Raw genomic sequence first — 21,052 nt, forward strand, 5'->3', positions numbered from 1 at the left:
TATTAAACAAAAAATCTGTAGCTGGGCTATTCTCCCAAATTGCCCTTAGCTACAGATTTTTTTGTAAGGTTAATCTGCTTTAGGGTTCTTTAATGCTTTATCAAGAAGATCTTTATCTAAAGCCTTATCCCAACGTGCCACAACAATTGTTGCACATGCATTACCCACTAGATTTGTTAAAGCACGGCACTCAGACATAAAGCGGTCAATACCAAGAATTAAAGCCATACCTGCGACAGGAACGGCTGGTACAACCGATAAAGTTGCAGCTAGAGTAATAAAGCCTGCACCAGTCACCCCTGCTGCCCCTTTAGAACTGACCATTGCCACTAAAAGCAATGCGATTTGCTCACTAATTGATAAATCTACATTACAAGCTTGTGCAATAAACAGAGCCGCCATAGTCATATAGATATTTGTACCGTCAAGGTTAAATGAATAACCTGTTGGAATGACTAAACCTACAACTGATTTTTCACAACCTGCTTTTTGCATTTTGTCCATCAAAGATGGCAAAGCTGCTTCAGAAGAACTTGTTCCCAAAACCAACCAAAGTTCATCTTTGATATAACGAATTAAATGAATAATTGAAAAACCGTTATAACGAGCTACTGCACCTAAAATCACTAGAATAAATAACACAGCAGTAATGTAGAACGTCATGATTAACAGTAATAAATTACCAATTGATTCGATTCCATATGCACCGATCGTAAAAGCCATTGCACCAAAAGCACCGATTGGGGCAAGCTTCATTAACATACCAACCAAGTAGAAAACTGGAGCTGTTAAGTTATTTAAGAAATCGGTAATTGGACGTGCCCGGTCACCCAAAGCAGCCAAAGAAATACCAAATAGCACCGCTACAAATAACACCTGTAAAATCTCGCCACCAGCCAGAGGGCTGACTAATGTTTGCGGGATAATATTCATGAAGAAGTCGGTAATATTTGTTGCATGCGCCTTTTCAACATAAGTATTTACTTTGTCGTTGACTAAGGTAGCTGGATCAATGTTAAGGCCTTTACCCGGTTGGATAATATTTGCCACAATCATACCAACCACAAGTGCCAAGCTTGAGAAGGTTAAAAAGTAGAGCATAGCTTTACCAGTTACACGGCCGACTCGGCTCATGTTTGTCATACTGGCAATGCCTGTAACAACAGTTAAAAAGATGACGGGAGCGATAATCATTTTAACGATCTTGATGAATGCATCACCAAGTGGTTTTAAACTTTCGCCAAGTTCTGGGTAAAAATGACCAATTAAAATGCCCAAAATAATTGCAAAAATGACCTGTACATACAAAATTTGGTGAAATTTCTGTTTTTTCTGTACTGCTTCTTGGTCAAGGGTATTGAAATCCATTATCTAAATACCTTTTCGATGGGGATAAAAAAATAAAATATAAAGCAAGCACCACAAGCTGCTTTAACAAGGAAAAGCCATTGTAAAGAATAAAAAACACCCTGTGTCATAAATTTAAAAAATGTTAAATTCAAAAATCATGCGTTAAATTGTATAGAATACTTTTTATTTTTAAGTTTTAAATATCAAAAAAATAGTTAATTTTTTAAATAAGCCATTATTTATATTAAAATTTTACACCATAAAAAGTGATAAAACCCGCCATGAGTACTTGTTTATCCACCTCAAGCCAACCATTTATTAAATAAATGATTTTGTGTAAAACATATGAATTATAAATTATGAAAATTTATTTTAAAAATAATAAGAAAAACTGATATATATTTTTTTAATGAGAAACCGCGTCTATTTCTTGTTAAATATTTAGACTAATAGGCCGCTATAAATTAATTAAAATTGGGATGAGCCTTAAATAACCGCTCTAATAAAATATGGACATAGTCTAAGCATAAGGTGTGGTCAGTGAATAAGATTCTAAACAACATTGGAGCAATGACTGCTTCGATAATTTCTTGATTCGATATGGTTGGTTCATGACGTAGTTTTGATCGAGCTTGAATAATATCGAGTTGCTGAATAATTAAGCTTTCGCATTGTCGGGCATTTGAAGATTCAGCTGCATATAACACATCACGTAGTAAGACCTGTCCCACTTCAGAAGAATACTCTTCAAAATACTGTTCGACCCATGCGGTAACATCAAGTTGAAATGAACCTAAATCTTTTGGCTCCATATCAGGTTTGAGTTCATTTAGAGCAACGTCTGAAAATAACTGATTAATGTCTCCCCAACGGCGATAAATTGTTGAAGGTGTTACTCCTGCCTCATGAGCGATCATGGGTATGGTGATTTGGCTTTGCTCCAATGTTTTTTGAAGCTCTTTGACTGCTTGGTGTACCGCAGTTTGAATTCTTTCACTACGGCCGCCCGGTCGTAACCCAGTAACAACTTTTGCCATTAATCAGCTCTACTTCAATAAAAATAATTAAAATATTATTTGCATATACAAAATACACTAAAGCTAAGGATTTGCTTTAGTGTAAAAATAATGTATAAAAGCTAAATATTCGCTTTTATGTTATTCATCTTATATGAACAATTCAAGTTCGAAACGGTCTAGATCTGTTTTTCAGTTAGATTCAAGAGTTGCGTTGACCTTAAACACGATCACGCTCATGACATTTATGGCCGCGTCCAGCTCACCGACTCCTCTATATCGCTTGTATCAGCAAGCATGGCAATTTTCGCCTGTTACATTAACCTTAATTTTTGCGACCTACGCGTTTACCTTACTTGCTTCTTTACTCATTATTGGCTCTTTATCTGATTATATTGGACGTCGACCTGTCATTCTTTCAGCGATTTTTCTGCAAATTGTTTCAATGAGCTTTTTCCTTTTTGCCTCAGATGTTTCTATGCTATTTATTGCTCGTGGGCTGCAAGGCATCGCGACCGGACTTGCTGTTTCTGCCATAGGAGCCGCAATTTTAGATTTCAGCAAACATCAGGGCTCCTTGATTAATAGTATTGCTCCAATGGTCGGTATGGCAGCTGGCATCTTTATTACATGTACTATTTTGCAATTTTCATCACAACCCTTGCAGCTCGTTTTTGAGCTTTTATGTGTTCTCTTTGCATTTCAACTCATTTTAAGTTTCTTTAATCCTGAAACTGCACAAAAAAGATCGGGTGCACTTGCTTCTTTAAAACCCAACATGGCTATTCCTCATCAAGCAAGAAGTGCTTTATTAAGCATTAGTCCTATTAACATTGCACTTTGGATGGTCAGTGGTTTTTTCTTATCACTTATGCCCTCTTTACTTGCAAAGATTTTTCAAACCTCTTCTGCATGGTTAAACGGGATTATGTTTATGGCGCTTGCTCTTTCAGGTGCAGCAGGTATTTTAACGCTAAGAAAATCTACAAATTTTCGTATTTTGCTCACGGGTACCTTATCCATCATTATTGGAGCAACCGTTTTATTTTTAGCGATTAATTTTACAAGCGCAGTGGTTTTATTTTTAGGCTCTATTATTACTGGAGTAGGTTTTGGTACCGCTTTTATGGGAGCAATTCGCACAGTCATGCCGCTTGCGTTACCAGAAGAACGCGCAGGCCTTATGGCTGCATTTTTTGTTGAAAGCTATTTGGCTTTTAGTATTCCGGCAATTCTTGCAGGTTATTTTGTGGGTAAAATTGGACTTATGAACAGTGCTAATATTTATATGAGTTTAATTATTGGCCTTGCTCTGATTGCCCTTGTAATGATTCTTAAAAATATTAAAAGCAAATAATGATTTGTTAAAAAGTCAGCCTCAAATGAAGCTGACTTAAACAATTAAAAACAAATAATACTTAAATAAATAATTTAGCTTCTGATTGCTACATTCATATCTATTCAAATTCGTTAGACTATTTTTAATATCAAGATTCAATCGCAAGATGAATTTAGATGAAAAATAAGTAACAGGCTCAAAAGTACGTTTGAGTTATCATTATAAAATATAAGGAAATTTATTATGAATAATTTCATTTTGACAACTTTTGACTGGGTTCCAGAATTACCACGAGGTTTTGTAAGAGATATAAGGATAAGATGGGCATTAGAAGAGGCAAAAATGCCCTATAAAATAAATAGCGTATCTTTTTATGAGCGAGGAGCTGATCATTTTGCTCACCAACCTTTTGGGCAAGTTCCTTGGTTAACAGATGGTGATATTTCAATTTTTGAAAGTGGCGCTATCTTATTTTATTTGGGTGAACGTAGTCGTGTACTTTTACCTACAGATCCAAAACAGCGTAATGAAGTTATAGAATGGTTATTTGCAGCACTTAATTCAGTAGAAATGGCGAGTCTTCCTTGGGCTTTATTAAGATTTTCTAATGCTCAGACAGATACTCCCGCACACAAACAATTTGATGCCTTTCTTCAGTCTCGCCTTCAACATATGGAGTCGTTTCTTGCAGAGCGTGAATGGTTAGCTCAGTCGTTTTCTATTGCCGATATTGTTATGGCTGACGTATTACGTTTGGTGAATAAATTTGATGGGTTGACAGAATTTCCCCATTGTCTCGCATATGTTCAGAGAGCGACTATACGCCCTTCTTTTCAAAAAGCGTATGCTGACCAAATGGCTCATTTTGCAGCGGCAGATGCCAAGAAGAATGCTTAAACATATCATTTAAGCATTCTACATTTATTAAGCTAAAACTTAAGATTTACTGATCACGCCAAGGTTTTAAAAACCGCTTTACATACTTTTTAAAAGGCCAAGTAAATTGTTTCACAAAACTATTTGGAATTTTATAGCCAACTGTTCCATATACACTTGCTAAGTGGCTTGGCATATAGACAGTTTTAAAAATAACATCATAGAGTGGGATAAAAGCAGCGTAATTTTTATCAATAGCTGGTTTTTCTGAAGAATGATGCCAATGGTGGAATTCTGGTGTTGCAATAATCCAGCGTAAATATGGAAAGCGAAAACGTACATTGGAATGAATAAAAATAGCGTGAAATGAAATAAAAACTAAATAAGCAAAAACAGCCGAAGTATGAAAACCCAACAGGAAAATCGGTAAAGTCGCAATAAAGCGAGTCATTAATACTTCAATTACATGTAAACGAGAAGATGCTAACCAATCCATATATTCAGTCGAATGATGAATCGCATGAAAGCGCCATAAGAAATTAACCTCATGCATAGCGCGGTGCAACCAATACACCGTAAAATCCACCACAATCAGTAACTCAATAAATTGAAGCCAAATTGGTTGAGCTTGTACATAAGGCACAATCGGGTTATCAGGCAGGTGCGTAATCCAATATTGAATTGGCATAACCGTTAAAAAGCTGAATAGTTGAATCCCAACATGGCTAACCATGAAATATTTCATATCGGTCACCCAACCGACTCTTAATATTTTTTGTTCAGGATTTTTAGCAAAAAAACCTTCAAGCGGAATAAAGACAAAAGCTAAAATGAATAGGGTCAGTACAAAATAATCGATACCTGCATAAAACGGTACACTTGGTAAAACTGGTGCTTCAATTACGCCGCAACCCAAAACTGCTGCCACAAGTGAAAAACATAGCCCGTAGAACCCATATCGGTTTTGACGAACAATCGCGCTAAATGCACCAAAACCAGCACTAATCACAATGCCAGTGATCAAACCATAATAGAAAAGATTATAGTGCTTTGCGTAAAGAGGACGAAGTTCTGGTGTCGTTAATACACTGGGAAATAAAAAACATAAAGCACCAAATAAGCAAAGTAAGCTGAGTGACATTGAAATAAAGGCGCTGATTTTCCCTAAACCTGCGTTAAGTTCTAAATTTTCAAATTTTGCCCTTAATTGATCAGTCATAATTCGTATCAACAGTTCTTATTGTGTATGTAGCGAATGCTATCAAAATTTAATAATAAATTGGAAAGAACTTTAACTTCTCAGATCAAGCCCTTAATCTGAAAATGAAATTTTAAATAGCTATAAATAGTTCTTATAAAACTTCAAATATTTGACCGACAGATTGAATCAGCCATTTTCTGGCAATAATATCATCACTACGATTAAACCAGTTCAAGCTCACTTTAAAAGAATCCATAGCGAAAGGTAATTCAAACATTTGGACATTACCATGAGCGAGATAATGTCGAGCTGCTCGTGACGGTAATGTCACCAACATATCTGAACTCTGTAAAACGCCTTGCAAAACACTAAAATGCGGGACTTCTAAACGAATATGTCGCTTCAAATCCATTGTTTTTAAATATTGCTCAACTTGGATATGCCCTGTCGATGATTTAATGGCAACATGATCTTCTTGCAAATATTGCTCTAAAGTCAGTTGCTGTTGTAGCCTCGGATGGTCAGCTCTGGCAATACATACATATCTTTCTTCAAATAGAGTACGTGTTTCTATTTTCGGCATTATTGTCTGCGTACTATTAAAGACAGCCAGATCTAAAAAACCATCAATGAGCCACTGCTCAACCTTATCTGATCGAATCTCTTCAATTTCAATTTGAATATGTGGGGCTGCTTTTTGCAAAAAAGCCATAAGACTAGGCAATAGACAAATTTCACCTGCATCGGACAGTCCAATTCGGAAAGTTTTATTTGAGTTTTCAGGATGAAATTCCTGTGCTTGAGCAATCGCCGATTCAATATTAAAAATCGCTTGATGGAAAATTGGATAGAGTTCATGTGCAACTTTTGTTGGCTCCACTCCTCCTCGACTTCTGGTAAATAACTCATCATTCAACTGACGGCGTAATCGGTTCAAATTATAAGTCACCGAAGGCTGACTCAAATTTAATTTATCAGCAGCTTTACTAATATGACGAGATTCATAAATACAGACAAAAACTTTAATCAAACCTAAATCCATGGTTCTGATCCTTTAAATACTCTAAACAAAGACTTTAGCTTCTTTGTTTAGAGTTTAGTTTGTTTTATCGGGATAAAAAATGCTTAACACTTATGGGGATATGCTTGAATTTAGCATTACACGCTTGGTTCGATTACAAATACTTATGGCAATAACACTTAAGGTTGCCAGCACACACGGAATGGCTAGAGCAATAAAATTATATTCAATTGGTAAATGCAAACTTAAAAGCCAACCACACAAAATCGGTCCCAGAATAGCGCCAATACGCCCCACGCCTAAGGCCATACCAATGCCTGTACTACGAATTGGGGAAGGATAAAACTGAGCCATATAAGCCAGTAATAAAATTTGCCCTCCAATAGAAGCTGCACCTGCAACAGCAATGCAGAGATATAAAATAACCATAGGTAACGCATAGCTTAATAAGTAAAGTGAAATTGCACCCGCTAAGAATAGTGAACAAATGACTTTACCTAAATGAAAACGATCAGCAAAGAAACCACCACCAATTGCACCCAGCATTCCCCCTAAATTTAATGCCAGTAAAAATACCAAACTGGTTGATAGATCGTAGCCTGCTTCTACCATTAACTTTGGTATCCAATTACCTAGGGCATACACCATAAGTAAAGCCATAAAGACACTGAGCCAAAAAAAGATGGTAACTAGGGCACGATTTTCAGTAAACAAGGCAACCAAAGGACGAGCAGCAACTTGTTGGTTTTCCTGGTGTAAAACAATATTGGTCTGAACACTTATATTTTGTTCTGGGGCCAATTGTTGAAGTAAATGTCGTACCTCATCCCATTTCTTCTGGCGAATTAGATAATCAATCGATTCGGGTAAATATTTCCAAATAATCGGTAATAGAACCAACGGAATACCTGCCAAAATAAACATGATTTGCCAACCAAAACTAGGCACCAACCACATGCCTAAAAGTGCCGAGCCCATACCCCCAATGGCGTAGCCACTAAACATCAGTGAAACTAATGTAGATCTTAACTTTTTGGGGGCATATTCTGTCATTAGGGCAATAACGTTGGGCATTACGCCGCCTAAACCTAAACCCGCAATGAAACGGTATATTGCAAACGCTTTTGGACTATCGGCAAGACCGCATAACACAGTAAAACCGCTGAAAATCATGATGCATAACATAATAAGGCGTTTACGGCTAAAGCCATAAGATTCTAATTTGTCCGCTAAACTTCCAAACAGCATTGCACCAAACATCATGCCAAATAGTGCAACACTACCTAAAAGCCCAGCAGTCATACTATCTAACTGCCAGTGCTGCATGAGCTTAGGTAATGCAACACCGTAAATGACCAGATCATACCCATCAAAAATAATAATAAGTGCACTCAGCAAAATCACTCGCCAATGCAATGGCGTTAATTTTGCTTCATCAATCAATTGATTTGCATTTAGTTTTTCCATAATTGCTTTCCTTAGCAAATTGTTTATAAAGCATCACATGATTTAAATAGTCGCCATTCCTAGCTGTTTTAATTGTTGCTGTGCATCCGTAACATCTTGCTCTAAATCGTGTTGCCACAACCAGTCAAAACGATGTTCAAGGTGCTCGCCAATTTCTGCAAACGTTGGGTACTGAGTTGAATAACACTCATAAATTTCGCCAGACTCACGAGAGGTTTGCTGAACACGACAAGCACGTTTTAAACGGAGCTTTTCATATATTGAAGACACATCGGTTAACTGATCTGCTTGTAAGTTTTTTGTCGACAATAAGGCCACAAGGATTAATGCATCTTCAAGACCTTGGCCTGCTCCTGCACCTTGGTGAGGTAACATGGCATGTGCAGCATCGCCCATGAGAATCACGTGACCCGAGGCACTTTGATAAGTCGAAAGCTCCTCAATTTCATGTAAGGCCCAAATGGTGGGTTGCTCAATTAAACCCAGTAATGTTTGGCAACTTTCGCTCCAGTCTGAAAAATCAGAAAGCATTTGAGCTTTATCGACAGGACGTGTCCACGGCGTATCTGTTGGTAGTATCATATCTTCACGATTTGAGCAAAAGGCAACAATATTGATTTGCTCACCCTTACGAATTGGGAACGTCAAAATATGCTTATCTTTACCCAATAACATTTGTGGAATATCAGCTAGGTCTGTATCACCTTGCATTTGCTGCAAAGCTTCTTTAAATGAAGCATGTGAAATGATGCCACGATATGCCCAAGTTCCTGAAAAGCGTGGATGAACAGGTGGTAAATGATGAGTAGCTAAAACATATTGGCGAGCAACAGAGCGAATACCATCAGCCCCAATCAAATAATCACATTCGTGCCGACTGCCATCATTGAAATGTAAAATGACTTGATCTTCTTGTTCTTCAATAGACTCAAGTCGTTTAGAAAAGTGGACATTTTGCGTAGGCATGTGAGGAATAATTGCATCTAGAAAGTCTGCACGATGAACAGAAGACTGTCCTACACCTGTCGCTACCGATGCAGATAAATATTCATCGGTATAACCATTACGCCATTGAAACCAAACATCTTGAAATGGTGCAGATACCTTATCTGCAATTGCGTGATATTCGTTGGCTAAACCTAGCAGTTCAATCGCTTTGACTGCATTAGCACCAAAAGAAATCCCTGCCCCAATTTCAGAAAACTGAGGTGCGGATTCAAACATTTGGACATCTAAATGAGCGTGTTTACTTAAATTACTTGCTAATGCCAGACCAGCAATACCGCCACCAACCACGGCAATTCGAATATGTGTATTCATGTGTTTTATCCTTAAACATCATTGTTGTTTTCACATATTCATTTTTGAGAAGTTGGCTTATAAAGTCCAATTAGTATTTTTTTCGTTCAATTATTTAAAAATTAAATAATAGCCAGTTGGACGAGCCTCTATAAAGCTTAAAGGCCGCCCATGCTAATAAATGATCGTTAATACACTTTATGGTGTGCCTGGCGGGGTTCCAGTAGCATATTTCATTGGAGCTTCATAAGTCGTCTCAGCAACTGGTGAAACGCGCCAAATGGTATTGCCAACATCATCTGCAACTAACACGGCGCCCGAGAAATCAATTGCCACACCTACAGGGCGCCCATAAGCTTTGCCTTTATCACTTAAAAACCCTGTTAAAACATCTTGTGGAGGACCAGATGGTTGACCACTTCTAAATGGTACATAAACTACTTTATAACCACTGTGCGGTTTACGGTTCCATGAACCATGCTGACCAATGAATGCACCTCCTCTAAATTGCGGCATGAGTTCAGCTGCATAGAATGCAAGACCTAAAGAGGCTGTGTGATTACCTAGCGCATAGTCAGGTTTAATTGCACGTGCGACCAGTTCAGGATTTTGTGGTTTTACTCGTACATCTACATGTTGACCATAGTAACTATAAGGCCAGCCATAAAAAGCACCGTCTTGAACCGAAGTCATATAGTCAGGTACTAAATCACTGCCAATTTCATCGCGCTCATTAACAACCGTCCAAAGTTTGCCGCTTTGAGGTTGCCAAGCCATACCATTCGGATTACGTAGTCCCGTTGCAAATGGACGTGACTGACCACTTGCAATATCAAACTCCATAATTTGTGCGCGACCTTTTTCTTTATCCATACCATTTTCAGCAACATTACTGTTAGAACCAACAGTAATGTACAGCTTACTCCCTGCTGGGTTAGCGATCACATTTTTGGTCCAGTGGTGATTTAAAGGACCGCCCGGTAAGTCCAATACTTTGGTTCCACTTGCTGTAATTTGAGTTTCGCCCTCTTGATAAGGAAAACGCACAAGTGCATCCGTATTGGCGATATATAAATTATTACCTACTAGTGCCATACCAAATGGTGAGTTCAAATCTTTGAGAAATACCGTTTTCTGATCGGCCACGCCGTCTCCATTAGTGTCACGAAGCAAACTAATACGGTTGGCACTCGGATGAGATGATCCTGCACGTCTCATCACGAAAGTCATAATTTTACCCTTAATCCCTTTGCCGTCTTCTGGTTTAGGCGGGGCATCTGTTTCAGCAACCAATACATCACCATTTGGTAATACATAAAGCCAGCGTGGGTGTTCAAGTCCTTTGGCAAATGCTTTGACCTTTAAACCTTCCGCTGGTTTTGGCATTACCCCACTCGGCCAGCCTTCTGCTGGAGCTATATTAACGGTTGGTAATAGGCTTGATTTAGGCTCAGGAAGTTTTGGATCTGGCCCATAACTGTCGGTAATTGGATATTGAGAGGATGAAGCGCATCCAGCTAATGTAATTAAAACCGTAGTGCCAAAAATCGGCAGTAAAAAACGTGTCGTCATGGGTTATCTCCATTTATTTTTTGTCATCATGGAAATAGCGTAATTTATGTTTGCAATTAAACAAGCAACTTTAATGGAGTCTTTTGTTTATGGCTTGAAAAAAACGTTCTTTATCTTTTGGCGAAATCATCACTGAAGTAATTTTTCCATTTTTCATATAATAAATTTTGAGTCGATCTAATGAGAGCGCTGGAGATGAAAGTGGATTATGAGTAGGTTCTATTTGAGTAATATCATTAATATTAATTTTCCATCGGAATACCAAGCTCTTAATAATTAATGTGTCATTTTCTACTACGTAATAAGTGTTAAAAATTGGAAGCCAAATGACAAAAATAATTAAACTATAAATGAAAAGATGCGGAAAATTTGAAGCTAAAGAATAATGATGATTTGCTTCATAAAATTTCATAATGATATTGGCCGTGATAACAATAAATATTAATAAAATCCACCAATCAATTTTTGATCTAAATTTCAAAAGTTATCCTCCATTCTAAAATTTCATTTATAACGGGTCTTTCTATAATTTTTTTAAGAAAATAATTGAACTAAAAATTAGCTTTAAATGTTAAAGATATAAAATCTCGATCATCTATAGTACTAAACTCATTAGAACCAAAAAAGTTATTATAGGCAATCTCAGTTGTATACTTTTGCTGATAAGTCATAGATAACGCTGCACTTACACTCATTTGCCCTTCTTGAAAGTTTTGACTAAAACCATAAACGTCATGTCGAAAACTAAGACTTGGAGTAATAACTGTAGAAGGTAAAATATCTTGATAGCTTAATGCGCCACGTAATCGGTAACCAAATGACCATTCATTAAAAAATCCCTTTTTATTACAAAAACGTTCATTTAAGTTGTCAATTTCTGTATTTGTAAGATGAGCTGTACCATACGGCGTACATTTAAATGCTCCTGTCTCTGGATTATAAGCACCTGTTGAAAGCTCACTACGACCAAATGCTCCTGTCCGGCCAATCCGATGATTAGCAATATCTGCAATATGATTTAAGGCAAACTCTGTAGACCATGTCAGTGAATTTGCGCCCAAAATATTAAATATGCTGTCAGTTGCTCCGACCGAAAATTGTGTTACAGGTAAGCGTACATAACCTTGAATATATTGACCTAATTGAACAGTTTCCCCCGGCGGCGCAAATGGTGTGCCTTCTGATAACACTTGAGCATAGACAATATCTGTACCGTTTAATTGCAAAGGTTGATTGGGCTTGTGTGTTAATTCACTGAAAACTGTTGTTGTGCCAACTTTACCAGTCAGACTTAATCCAAACATTTTGATATTTTCAGGATAAATAGAAAAATAACTTGCGGTATTAAAGTGCTCTGGCCCTGTTGCTGTTACTGCCGTTCCATCAAAGTTTGCATTACGGCTATGATAATTCGCATAGTAAATACCTAACTCAGCATTATTTAAACTTGGTAATGTCTGTTTTAAAGCAATACCATATTGGCCATTGTCCTTTGCTTTTCTGCTCTCTGCACGTGGAATATAACTACCTAAACGCACTGCCGTATCAGATAACTTATCACCCCCTCCAGCAATCAGAACTGGACCCGCATTTTCGGGAACAAAGTCTGAAATCTCAAAGAAAGTCCCGCTGCCATCAACAACTGAAGGCCTAAATTTAAATTGATAGAATCCTTCTATTTTCAGATTTTTATTAATGCTTGTATCGAATGAAAACATTTCAGTTGGAATGATTCTTTCTTTTGCATCACCAGCCGGTCGGTTGATTGCAGCAAAATCAAATGCACTCACCGAGTTTAAACCGTTTTGGAAAAACTGAGATTTCCCCCAATTTAAAGTCTGTTTGCCTAATTTTAAATTTATGGTTCGTCCATCGTTAAGTTCAAAATCTTTCCATATATAGGCATTCCATAAATCAATTTCTTTGAACTTTGCGAGCCTTGGCCACGCTGAATCATTAAAGGGTTTAAAGTCTCCTTCTCCTGTCTCATAGGCATGGTCATACCAATATTTAGTGCTAATGACCGCACCCTGCTGTTTTCCATTTAGCTTAACTTCGGTTATGCCTCTGATAATCTGTGAGATAGTGTCATATTTACTAAAATTCATGCGCCCATCATCACCATTCACATCAATGCTTGAGCCTTGTTTACCAATTTTGTTTGCATCAGGCCGATAAAGTAATGAAACGGATGGATCTTGTGTACTCCAACTGGCACCTAAGCTTAATGTCGTTTTTGTATCGAACTTCCAGTCTTTATCAACATCAAAACTAGCTGCATTCGCTTTAGACATGAATAAAATCAGACTTAATGAAACACCTATTTTTTGAATATATAAAATATGTTGGTTTGTTTGATTTAAATATACGTAATGCCTCATCATATTATCTCCCTATAAATATGATTGTTCTTATTTATTGCTTATTACTCAAAGCCATCCATTGGCTTTTAAATGGTTTATATAAGCAGATGTTTTTTCGTACTACGCAGGTTGTCCCACCTGATCTAACTGTTGAATAAATTGCTCAGCTAAGGGCCAATACCCAAAGCCAGATGCAGGGTTTAAATGTCCCACCGCACCTAAATTTACGAGTTGACTACCCCATTTTTCTGCCATATCACTTACAGCTTCATAGCGAGCTAAATGGTCATTGGTGCTTGCAACCAAAATGCTAGGGAAAGGTAACTTTTGCTGAGGTAAAGGGCTCCATCCTTCTTGATGAAGTACGGCTGGGCTCGGATAATTTTCAGGCCAACTTTCGTTTAAGTCAGGTGGAGCAACAAGTAGAGCACCTTGAATTAGTCGTTGATGTTTGGCAGCCCAGTGTATAGTCATCAGCACACCCGCGCTGTGTGCAACCAAAATGACAGGTCCGTTTATTTTTTCGAGTTGTGCTTGTATGGCAGCAACTCTATTTTCACAATTGAGTTTATTGGTTTGTACAGGCGGTACAGAGCGAACCTTCGCTAGCCTTGTCTCTAAAATCGTTTGCCAATGCTCGGGAACGTGGTCGCGTAATCCCGGAATAATTAAAATTGTTGCGTTGGTTTGTATTTTTTCCATTTTGACGCCTGTGAACTTTGCCATCTAGGATGCATAAGGATTTTTATAAAACTCCATTCACAATAAAGGCTCATTTCAGTTAATGGTGTACATAAGGCGTCACGGACTTTTCATTTGACGACACATCTTTTTAAAATTTCGTAAATTCATTAAATAATTTTTGTAATTACAATTAAGTTAAAACAAGAAGTTTCAAATTAAGCGTACTTAACAGTTAAGCTCTTAAATAAAAGCTTTTGTAATGTGTATATTTTGGTTATAAGTAAAGATGAGCCGTAAGGAATATGGCTGATTAAGAACAAGGAGATAATAAAATGGTACCTCTTGCGCATACGGCCTCTTTAAAAAATTATTTGGCAGTTGCTCAACAATTCGATATTAACCCCTACCATTTGTTATCACGTGTTGGTCTTAGCCAAACTCAATTGAATGATCTCAAACAACGTATTCCTGTAGATAAAGCCATTACCTTGCTTGAAGACTCAGCCCAAATGAGTAGTTGCGATGTTTTCGGTTTACATATGGCAGAGCAACGCGAAATCGCGGATTTTGGTGAACTGAGCCTATTATTAAGTTACCAATATACTTTGAGAGAAGCACTACAAACGATTGTTCGTTATAGGAATTTACTCAATAACTCACTTGAAATATATATAGAAGAAATTGACGATACAGTAGTTATTCGAGAAGAAGTTGTGACAACAACTTGCGGGTATAGTCGCCAAGCAACCGAACTTGCTTTAGGGATCACTCATCGTTTTTGTGCAGCACTCATGATGCAAAAATGGCGACCATTAAGTGTTCACTTCACCCATAATCCACCAAGTGATTTAACCCTCCATCGGCGGATTTTTGGCTGTGCCTTAGAATTTGGCAGTGACTTTAATGGCATTGTTTGTACCGCAGCCGAACTTGATACAACTAATCCTCAAGCAAATCTGGCTATGGCCAACCATGCACAACGTTATTTAGATATTTTACAGAATAGTAATGAATCGACCATGATTTTTGATATTCGTAAAAGTATTTATCTTCTTTTACCAATGGGCCGCGCTACGATTGATCAAGTCGCTCAAACACATGGTATTCATGTCCGGACCTTACAGCGTCGATTAGAAGAGGCGCAGACGAGTTTTAGTGATTTAATCAATGAAGTACGTAAAGATCTAGTATTTCGCTATTTAAAAAATCTAAATTATTCACTCGCTCAAGTGTCTGATATTTTAGGTTACTCAATGCCGAGTTCTTTTACTCGTTGGTTCATTAGTCAATTTGGGATGTCACCGAATATGTGGCGTAGTCATAACAAATCGCTACTGAATTAAGCACGTGTGTATTTAGAGTAAAGAAGATGAATTGATTCAAACGCAGCTTTAAATAAAAGAAGAAGTTTTGTGAATAACCCAAAACCTCCTCTAAAGATTTAAAATTAAGTTAAAACCAAAAGTGCATTAATGCTAAGACTAATACCACTAAAAATATGCTTTCACCGACCATGAGAAGAATTGGTTTAATCCCAACAGAAGCTAATTCTTTTAATTGAGTTTTCATTCCTAAAGCACTAATTGCGATGACTAAAAACCAGCGTGATAAATCGTTTATGCCATTTTGAACCATCGCTGGCACCCATCCTGTACTGTTAATACAAGCGAGTATTAAAAAGCCAACTGCAAACCAAGGTAGTAATGGTGGACGCTCCCCCATTGTATCTGCACCTTGCATGCGGGTAATCATGGCTGCACAAACAATCACTGGAAGTAACATTGCTACACGCATGAGCTTAACCACAGTCGCAGTATCACCTGTTTCGGTAGACATGCTATAACCAGCTCCCACCACTTGTGCTACATCATGAATGGTAGCTCCAAGAAAGACACCCGCAGCTTGTGGCGATAGCTCTAACCACTTCGCAATCATTGGATAGACAATCATAGCTAATGTTGAAAGTGCAGAGACCCCAATGACTGTAAACAAGGTCGCTTTTTCTTTTTGTGGATGATTAGGAAAGGCAGCTGACAATGCTAGCGCAGCTGAAGCACCACAAATTGCGGTTGATCCACCAGTCAACATACCAAATAACCTTTGGAAACCTAAAATTTTAGCTGCAATCACTGAAACGGCGATTGTTACAATAACCAGAGTTATGACTAAGGCTACAGGCTGCCACCCTAGTGCAGTGATTTGTCCTAAAGTTATACGCATGCCTAGTAAGGCAATACCCATTCGGAGCACAGTACGTGCGGTGAATTCGATACCTACCTTACATTTACTTTCGGCTGCTAAAAAATTTAGACTCATACCTAGCAGTAAGGCAAATAACATGACTGGGGCACCATAGTGCTCAGATAAAAAACAGGCAGCAGCAGCAACGACCGAACTGACCACAAAGCCTGGTGCTAATTCTCTTGTACGCTGGGTAAAATTTTTCAAAACTAAACTAGCCATGATTTTCCCCAGAACCCATCACAATAAATATCTTTTCATTAACAATTTCTACGGGATAGGTTGCAACTTTGAGCTGAGAAGAATTAACTAAACAGCCATTTGTTAAATCAAAGCGTAGACCATGGGCACAGCACTGAATCACCCGTCCTTCCAAACGTCCACTAAATAGTGATGCGCCCTGATGAGGACAACTGTCATCGATTGCATAAAATTGAGTCGCAATATTAAATAGCGCAAGAGTTTTATCTCCGACTTTTAAAAAAGCCCGTTCGCCTGAATTCGGTATTTTGTCTAGGGGCACTTCAAATCGAGTAGTCACATTAATTCTCCCTGAACAACAAGTGCCTCATGCATCGCTTGATAAAGTGTATCTGCTGATTGCGCTCCAACTAATGCAGAAGCCCGATCAAAAATAAAGTAAGGCACACCATTACCGCCTGTACTTGCAGAGATAAAATCTTGATGATCTTGAATAAGTAAATTTTTGATTAGCTCAGGTGAGAAGCCACAACGTTTCGCGATTTTGTATAAAGTGGTGGTATTTCCAATGTCTAAGCCATCATAAAAATATGCGGCAAAGAGTTGTTCTAACAGCATATTGCACTGCTCAGGAGTGCCTATCTTTAAAGCTTTATCAAATAAGCGATGAGCCTTAGCTGTATTTGGCATACGTTTAATTTGTTCAAAATCGATCTTGAGTCCAACTTTATTTGCGGCTTTATTGACTTGTTCCTGTCTCATGCGAACTGCTGTCAAGCTACCTAATCTTTTCAAATAAAACGTTTGAAAAGGTACACCTTCAACTGCCAAGTCCGGTATGAGCTGAACACCTCGCCAATGCACGACAACTTTGACGCTAGGGTGAAGCTGATAAAATCTATTTATAGCGATCAGTAACTGACGTTTTCCGATCAAACACCAAGGACAAATAAAATCAAAAAATACATCAATGTGTAATTGCCGAATCATCATTTGTTATTCATCCCGCATTTTTGTATTTGGTTACTTGAGTGATTTTTAAACTCAGTCATTCCTTGCTGCTCAAAGCGTGCAATATCTTTGTGGTAATGGCGTTTGGCATAAAAAAATACGGCTGCGGCTGCAATACTGACCAATGGCATCAGTTGAAATGCGCTATGTAATCCAATCACATCAGATATTTTGCCAACGACCAGAGGACCAAGAGCTAAGCCAAGAAAATTATTAGCCAAGGTGAGCGTTGCAAAAGCAGAACCATGAACTGAGTTATGTGTGAGATTGGCCACCATGGCACTAGATGGGCCATTGGTTCCTAGGGCAATAAACATTCCAAGGCAAATGAGAAGTAATTGACTACGTCCCGTAGGCACAGCAAAAGCAATTAATAAAAGTACACAACTGACCAAGCAGTATGTAATAGCTAAACTGACCTTACGATCAGGACAATTACGGCCCAAATAATCACATAACATGCCGCATAGAATTGTGCCTACTGCACTACACAGTACAATGACCGCTGCCATTACGCCTGCTGTGTCGGTACTCATGCCGTAATAGCGATTGAGATAACTCGGCATCCAGACAATGACTGTGCCGCCAACAAATAATTGCAAGCCACTACCAATGTAAGTGGCAATAACTGAACGACTTGAATATAAAGTTTTTAAAGGGCTTTGAATGTGCAGGGTTTTGCTACGATTTTTATTTTGATGTGAAGAAGCTATTCTTTTTTCTTTGACTAGAACTGGATATAGAAAAGCTAAAATGAGGCCAAATAAAGCAATGGCGCCAAAAGCCCAACGCCAGCCAAAGTGCTGTGCCAGAACACCACCTAGAGCCATACCCAAAAATGAACCGAATACACCGCCAGCCATAAAAGCACTTGCGAGTGTTGCACGCATTTCTCTAGGGAAAACAGCAACAACCACTGCAATACCAACACTGCCATAAGCTGCCTCACCCACACCAACCATAAAACGAGCAATAAACATTTGCTCATAGTTTTCAGCCAGTGCACACCCTAAAGTCGCCAAACTCCATAATGCCGCCATAATGGCCAAGCTTTTAACTCGTCCAAAACGGTCTGCTAATAAAGATAACGGCAGAGTCAATAAACCTACCATTAAGGCGACAATGCCACTGAGCAAACCTAGTTGACTATCACTCAGTAACCATTCAGTTTTAAGCAATGGAAAGACAGCGTTTAATACTTGCCGTGACATGTAATCGGAAATGAGCAAGCCAAATGTCAAAGCAAAAACAAGCCATGCATAACGACGAGGTATACTGATTGACGTATCAACATCGCTCATCTGATCTGAATACTGATGCGCATTCATAAGACCTCCTTGTATTTTTTATAATTTCTATTTAGCTAGTGCAGCATTGCGTCTTTAAAATCAATGCAAATAAGCTGCACTACAATTGAGGTCTAAATTCCATTAGACCTTGTCACATTAGTTACGCTGAGGAACGCCTTTTTGCCCTACTTTACGGTTGGGTGCCATACCATTTGCGATTAGGGTTTCTTCGATACTGTTGTATTGCACCCCAATACGATAAATTTCACGAGCTTCCTTTCCTGAGGCAATTTCACGACCTAATTCATGGGCAATTCGAACAGTTTGCTTAATTTGCTCTACAGATGAAAAACGGCGTCCGTGATGATCAATGATCGTGTCTTCATTTCCAACACGAGCATGTAAACCCATTGCCATCGACATGGTGTTAAAAGGCAATACATTTTTGAGCAAAGATTCGGATGTCAAAGTACATCCATCAGGTACGCGATGAATAAAATTAAAGAAATTAAATGGGTTTGGACCATCAAAACCACCACCAATTCCAATCCAAGTTAAGTTTAACGGCCCCATATACAACCCTTTACGCACCATACGTTCTAGAGTTTCAAGTCCGTGCATTCCTGTTAATTGAAAGTGCGGTTGAATATTGTTTTTACATAAGCGCTTAATATGTTCGGCCACCCATGCAGGCCCTGCTGGCACGGTCATCTCCGCATATGCCGCCTGAGTCGCCGGATGTGCCAATGAAGTCCCTTCTAAATATTCAGGATAGAGCAATTCCATAATATTCATTTGTGTGGTGTTAATTGCCACCGTGACCTGATCGGGCTTTGGTGTAAGTTCAGCCAACATATGTCGGGTGTCGTCACTTAGCCATAGAGCTGCCTCACCTTCACTCTCTGGTGCAAATGAAATCGAACCGCCTACCTGAATAATCATGTCAGGCACAGCTTCACGAACACCTGCGATGAGTTCATTAAATTTTGAGAGGCGTTTAGAGCCTTTGCCATCAAGTTCACGGACATGTAAATGCAGCACCGTAGCACCCGCTTCATAACACTCAACCGCTTTTTGTATTTGCTCATCCATGGTCACAGGAATATCTTCGGGAAAGTCTTCAGGCATCCATTCCGGTCCATACGGCGCAACCGTGATTACCACTTTTTCCATATTTTCTGGGTGCAAAGAATCGTCAAAGAATTGCATGTGCATCTCCTTATATTTTATGAATTTTCAATCAGATAGAATTTTTTAATCTGTAGATTTAATAGGTTGCGTCACCAATAATGCCGGCCCGTTCCATTTTTCGATGACATGGCGGATAGTCCATCACGGCATAGTGTTGTGTACTGCGGTTATCCCAGATTGCAATACTGTTAGGCTTCCAACGCCAGCGCACTTGAAACTCTGGAATATAGGCTTGAGAGATTAAATAACGTAAAAGTTCGGCTGAGCCTGGATTGGCATCTTGTCCGAATCTGACCCGCTCTTTAGTGTGATAATTGCTGAAATGGGTGGTAAATGCGTTGACGTATAAAATTTTCTCGCCCGTTTCAGGATGAGTACGCACCACTGGGTGCTCGGCATCGGGAAACTTTGCTTTTAAGTCCAAACGCTTTTCAAGCGGCATGGCCGCACCAAAACTCGCTTCTATGCTGTGGTAAGCGCGTAAGTCTGCAATCTTATCCTTAATATCTTCAGGTAAAGATTCATAGGCCATGACCATATTGGTCCACATCGTATCGCCACCTACAGGCGGACATTCAACACAATGCAGAACACATCCCATGGGTGGAACTTTGCGCCAGCTCGCATCACTGTGCCAAGCATTTTCATAACGATCGATTGGACTTTCTGGGTGTTTATAAATCTGTACTAAACCCGGATGGTCAGGATGACTTCCGACCGCTGGATGATCTTCTAACTGTCCAAATTTTTCTGCAAATGCGACATGATCCTGACGGGTTAAATGCTGATCTCGCAAGAACAAAACACGATGTTTAAGCAGTTGAGTGCGAATTTCAGAAAATAAACCATCGTCGTAAATAGCATCAGCAAGTTTTACCCCACTTAACTCTGCACCTATATTGCAAGTTAGCTGTTCAATTTGCATAAGAAA

General features: G+C 38.7%; 19 protein-coding genes. 3 read left to right on the forward strand and 16 right to left on the reverse strand.

Features of this window, described 5'->3' with window-relative positions; translation table 11 throughout:
* Nucleotides 1–69 precede the first annotated feature (69 nt).
* Together ACLBWE_RS15425 and ACLBWE_RS15430 are read right to left on the reverse strand one after the other, a co-directional pair.
* Complete coding sequence (locus ACLBWE_RS15425) at nt 70–1,368, reverse strand: dicarboxylate/amino acid:cation symporter (protein ID WP_003652519.1); 1,299 nt, start codon at nt 1,366–1,368, stop codon at nt 70–72.
* Nucleotides 1,369–1,814: 446 nt separating this feature from the next.
* Nucleotides 1,815–2,387: a TetR/AcrR family transcriptional regulator gene (locus ACLBWE_RS15430; RefSeq protein ID WP_447603883.1), complete on the reverse strand. Its 573-nt coding sequence runs from the start codon at nt 2,385–2,387 to the stop codon at nt 1,815–1,817.
* 133 nt (nt 2,388–2,520) lie between these two features.
* Between ACLBWE_RS15430 and ACLBWE_RS15435 the strand changes: the two genes are divergently transcribed.
* Together ACLBWE_RS15435 and ACLBWE_RS15440 are read left to right on the forward strand one after the other, a co-directional pair.
* On the forward strand, nt 2,521–3,723 hold the full coding sequence (locus ACLBWE_RS15435; RefSeq protein WP_447603885.1) for an MFS transporter: 1,203 nt from the start codon (nt 2,521–2,523) through the stop codon (nt 3,721–3,723).
* Nucleotides 3,724–3,948: 225 nt separating this feature from the next.
* Nucleotides 3,949–4,602, forward strand: coding sequence for a glutathione S-transferase family protein (locus ACLBWE_RS15440; protein WP_045430435.1), 654 nt, complete (start codon nt 3,949–3,951; stop codon nt 4,600–4,602).
* 46 nt (nt 4,603–4,648) lie between these two features.
* Here the strand turns inward: ACLBWE_RS15440 and ACLBWE_RS15445 are convergent, their stop codons facing one another.
* From ACLBWE_RS15445 to ACLBWE_RS15480, 8 genes are all read right to left on the reverse strand, one after another.
* Nucleotides 4,649–5,800 (reverse strand): sterol desaturase family protein, encoded by a 1,152-nt coding sequence (locus ACLBWE_RS15445; RefSeq protein WP_005039565.1) that lies wholly within the window; start codon nt 5,798–5,800, stop codon nt 4,649–4,651.
* A gap of 133 nt (nt 5,801–5,933) precedes the next feature.
* Entirely contained in the window at nt 5,934–6,824 is an 891-nt protein-coding gene (locus tag ACLBWE_RS15450; protein ID WP_447603888.1) for a LysR family transcriptional regulator, read from the reverse strand.
* A 90-nt stretch (nt 6,825–6,914) separates the two neighbouring features.
* Nucleotides 6,915–8,270, reverse strand: a complete 1,356-nt coding sequence (locus ACLBWE_RS15455; protein ID WP_348948110.1) for an MFS transporter — start codon at nt 8,268–8,270, stop codon at nt 6,915–6,917.
* A 42-nt stretch (nt 8,271–8,312) separates the two neighbouring features.
* Nucleotides 8,313–9,590 carry a salicylate 1-monooxygenase gene (gene salA, locus ACLBWE_RS15460; RefSeq protein ID WP_447603890.1) on the reverse strand — a complete coding sequence of 426 codons (1,278 nt, stop codon included), beginning with the start codon at nt 9,588–9,590 and terminating at the stop codon, nt 8,313–8,315.
* Nucleotides 9,591–9,767: 177 nt separating this feature from the next.
* Nucleotides 9,768–11,141 (reverse strand): PQQ-dependent sugar dehydrogenase, encoded by a 1,374-nt coding sequence (locus tag ACLBWE_RS15465; protein ID WP_447603892.1) that lies wholly within the window; start codon nt 11,139–11,141, stop codon nt 9,768–9,770.
* A gap of 70 nt (nt 11,142–11,211) precedes the next feature.
* Nucleotides 11,212–11,622, reverse strand: coding sequence for a PH domain-containing protein (locus ACLBWE_RS15470; protein ID WP_447603894.1), 411 nt, complete (start codon nt 11,620–11,622; stop codon nt 11,212–11,214).
* Nucleotides 11,623–11,692: 70 nt separating this feature from the next.
* The gene (locus ACLBWE_RS15475; RefSeq protein WP_447603959.1) at nt 11,693–13,522 is read right to left on the reverse strand and encodes a DUF1302 domain-containing protein; all 1,830 of its coding nucleotides are present in this window, start codon (nt 13,520–13,522) and stop codon (nt 11,693–11,695) included.
* A 102-nt stretch (nt 13,523–13,624) separates the two neighbouring features.
* Complete coding sequence (locus ACLBWE_RS15480; protein ID WP_447603896.1) at nt 13,625–14,230, reverse strand: RBBP9/YdeN family alpha/beta hydrolase; 606 nt, start codon at nt 14,228–14,230, stop codon at nt 13,625–13,627.
* Between the two features lie 290 nt (nt 14,231–14,520).
* Here ACLBWE_RS15480 and ACLBWE_RS15485 point away from each other — a divergent pair, with 290 nt between their 5' ends.
* A complete protein-coding gene (locus tag ACLBWE_RS15485) occupies nt 14,521–15,531 on the forward strand; it encodes an AraC family transcriptional regulator (RefSeq protein ID WP_003652537.1) in 1,011 nt (336 codons plus the stop codon).
* 109 nt (nt 15,532–15,640) lie between these two features.
* On the opposite strand, the gene ACLBWE_RS15490 is transcribed toward ACLBWE_RS15485, so the two are convergent.
* From ACLBWE_RS15490 to ACLBWE_RS15515, 6 genes are all read right to left on the reverse strand, one after another.
* On the reverse strand, nt 15,641–16,651 hold the full coding sequence (locus tag ACLBWE_RS15490; RefSeq protein ID WP_004643359.1) for a YeiH family protein: 1,011 nt from the start codon (nt 16,649–16,651) through the stop codon (nt 15,641–15,643).
* Nucleotides 16,644–16,952, reverse strand: coding sequence for a Rieske (2Fe-2S) protein (locus ACLBWE_RS15495; RefSeq protein WP_447603960.1), 309 nt, complete (start codon nt 16,950–16,952; stop codon nt 16,644–16,646). The genes ACLBWE_RS15490 and ACLBWE_RS15495 overlap by 8 nt, the downstream gene beginning before the upstream one ends.
* Before the next feature lie 14 nt (nt 16,953–16,966).
* Nucleotides 16,967–17,623 carry a DsbA family oxidoreductase gene (locus ACLBWE_RS15500; RefSeq protein ID WP_447603899.1) on the reverse strand — a complete coding sequence of 219 codons (657 nt, stop codon included), beginning with the start codon at nt 17,621–17,623 and terminating at the stop codon, nt 16,967–16,969.
* Entirely contained in the window at nt 17,620–18,969 is a 1,350-nt protein-coding gene (locus ACLBWE_RS15505; protein WP_447603901.1) for an MFS transporter, read from the reverse strand. The genes ACLBWE_RS15500 and ACLBWE_RS15505 overlap by 4 nt, the downstream gene beginning before the upstream one ends.
* 117 nt (nt 18,970–19,086) lie before the next feature.
* Complete coding sequence (locus ACLBWE_RS15510) at nt 19,087–20,139, reverse strand: BKACE family enzyme (RefSeq protein ID WP_304396032.1); 1,053 nt, start codon at nt 20,137–20,139, stop codon at nt 19,087–19,089.
* Between the two features lie 58 nt (nt 20,140–20,197).
* Nucleotides 20,198–21,046, reverse strand: a complete 849-nt coding sequence (locus tag ACLBWE_RS15515; RefSeq protein ID WP_004643366.1) for a TauD/TfdA dioxygenase family protein — start codon at nt 21,044–21,046, stop codon at nt 20,198–20,200.
* Between the last annotated feature and the right edge of the window lie 6 nt (nt 21,047–21,052).

The organism is Acinetobacter sp. M5A5_2a (genome assembly GCF_053345265.1).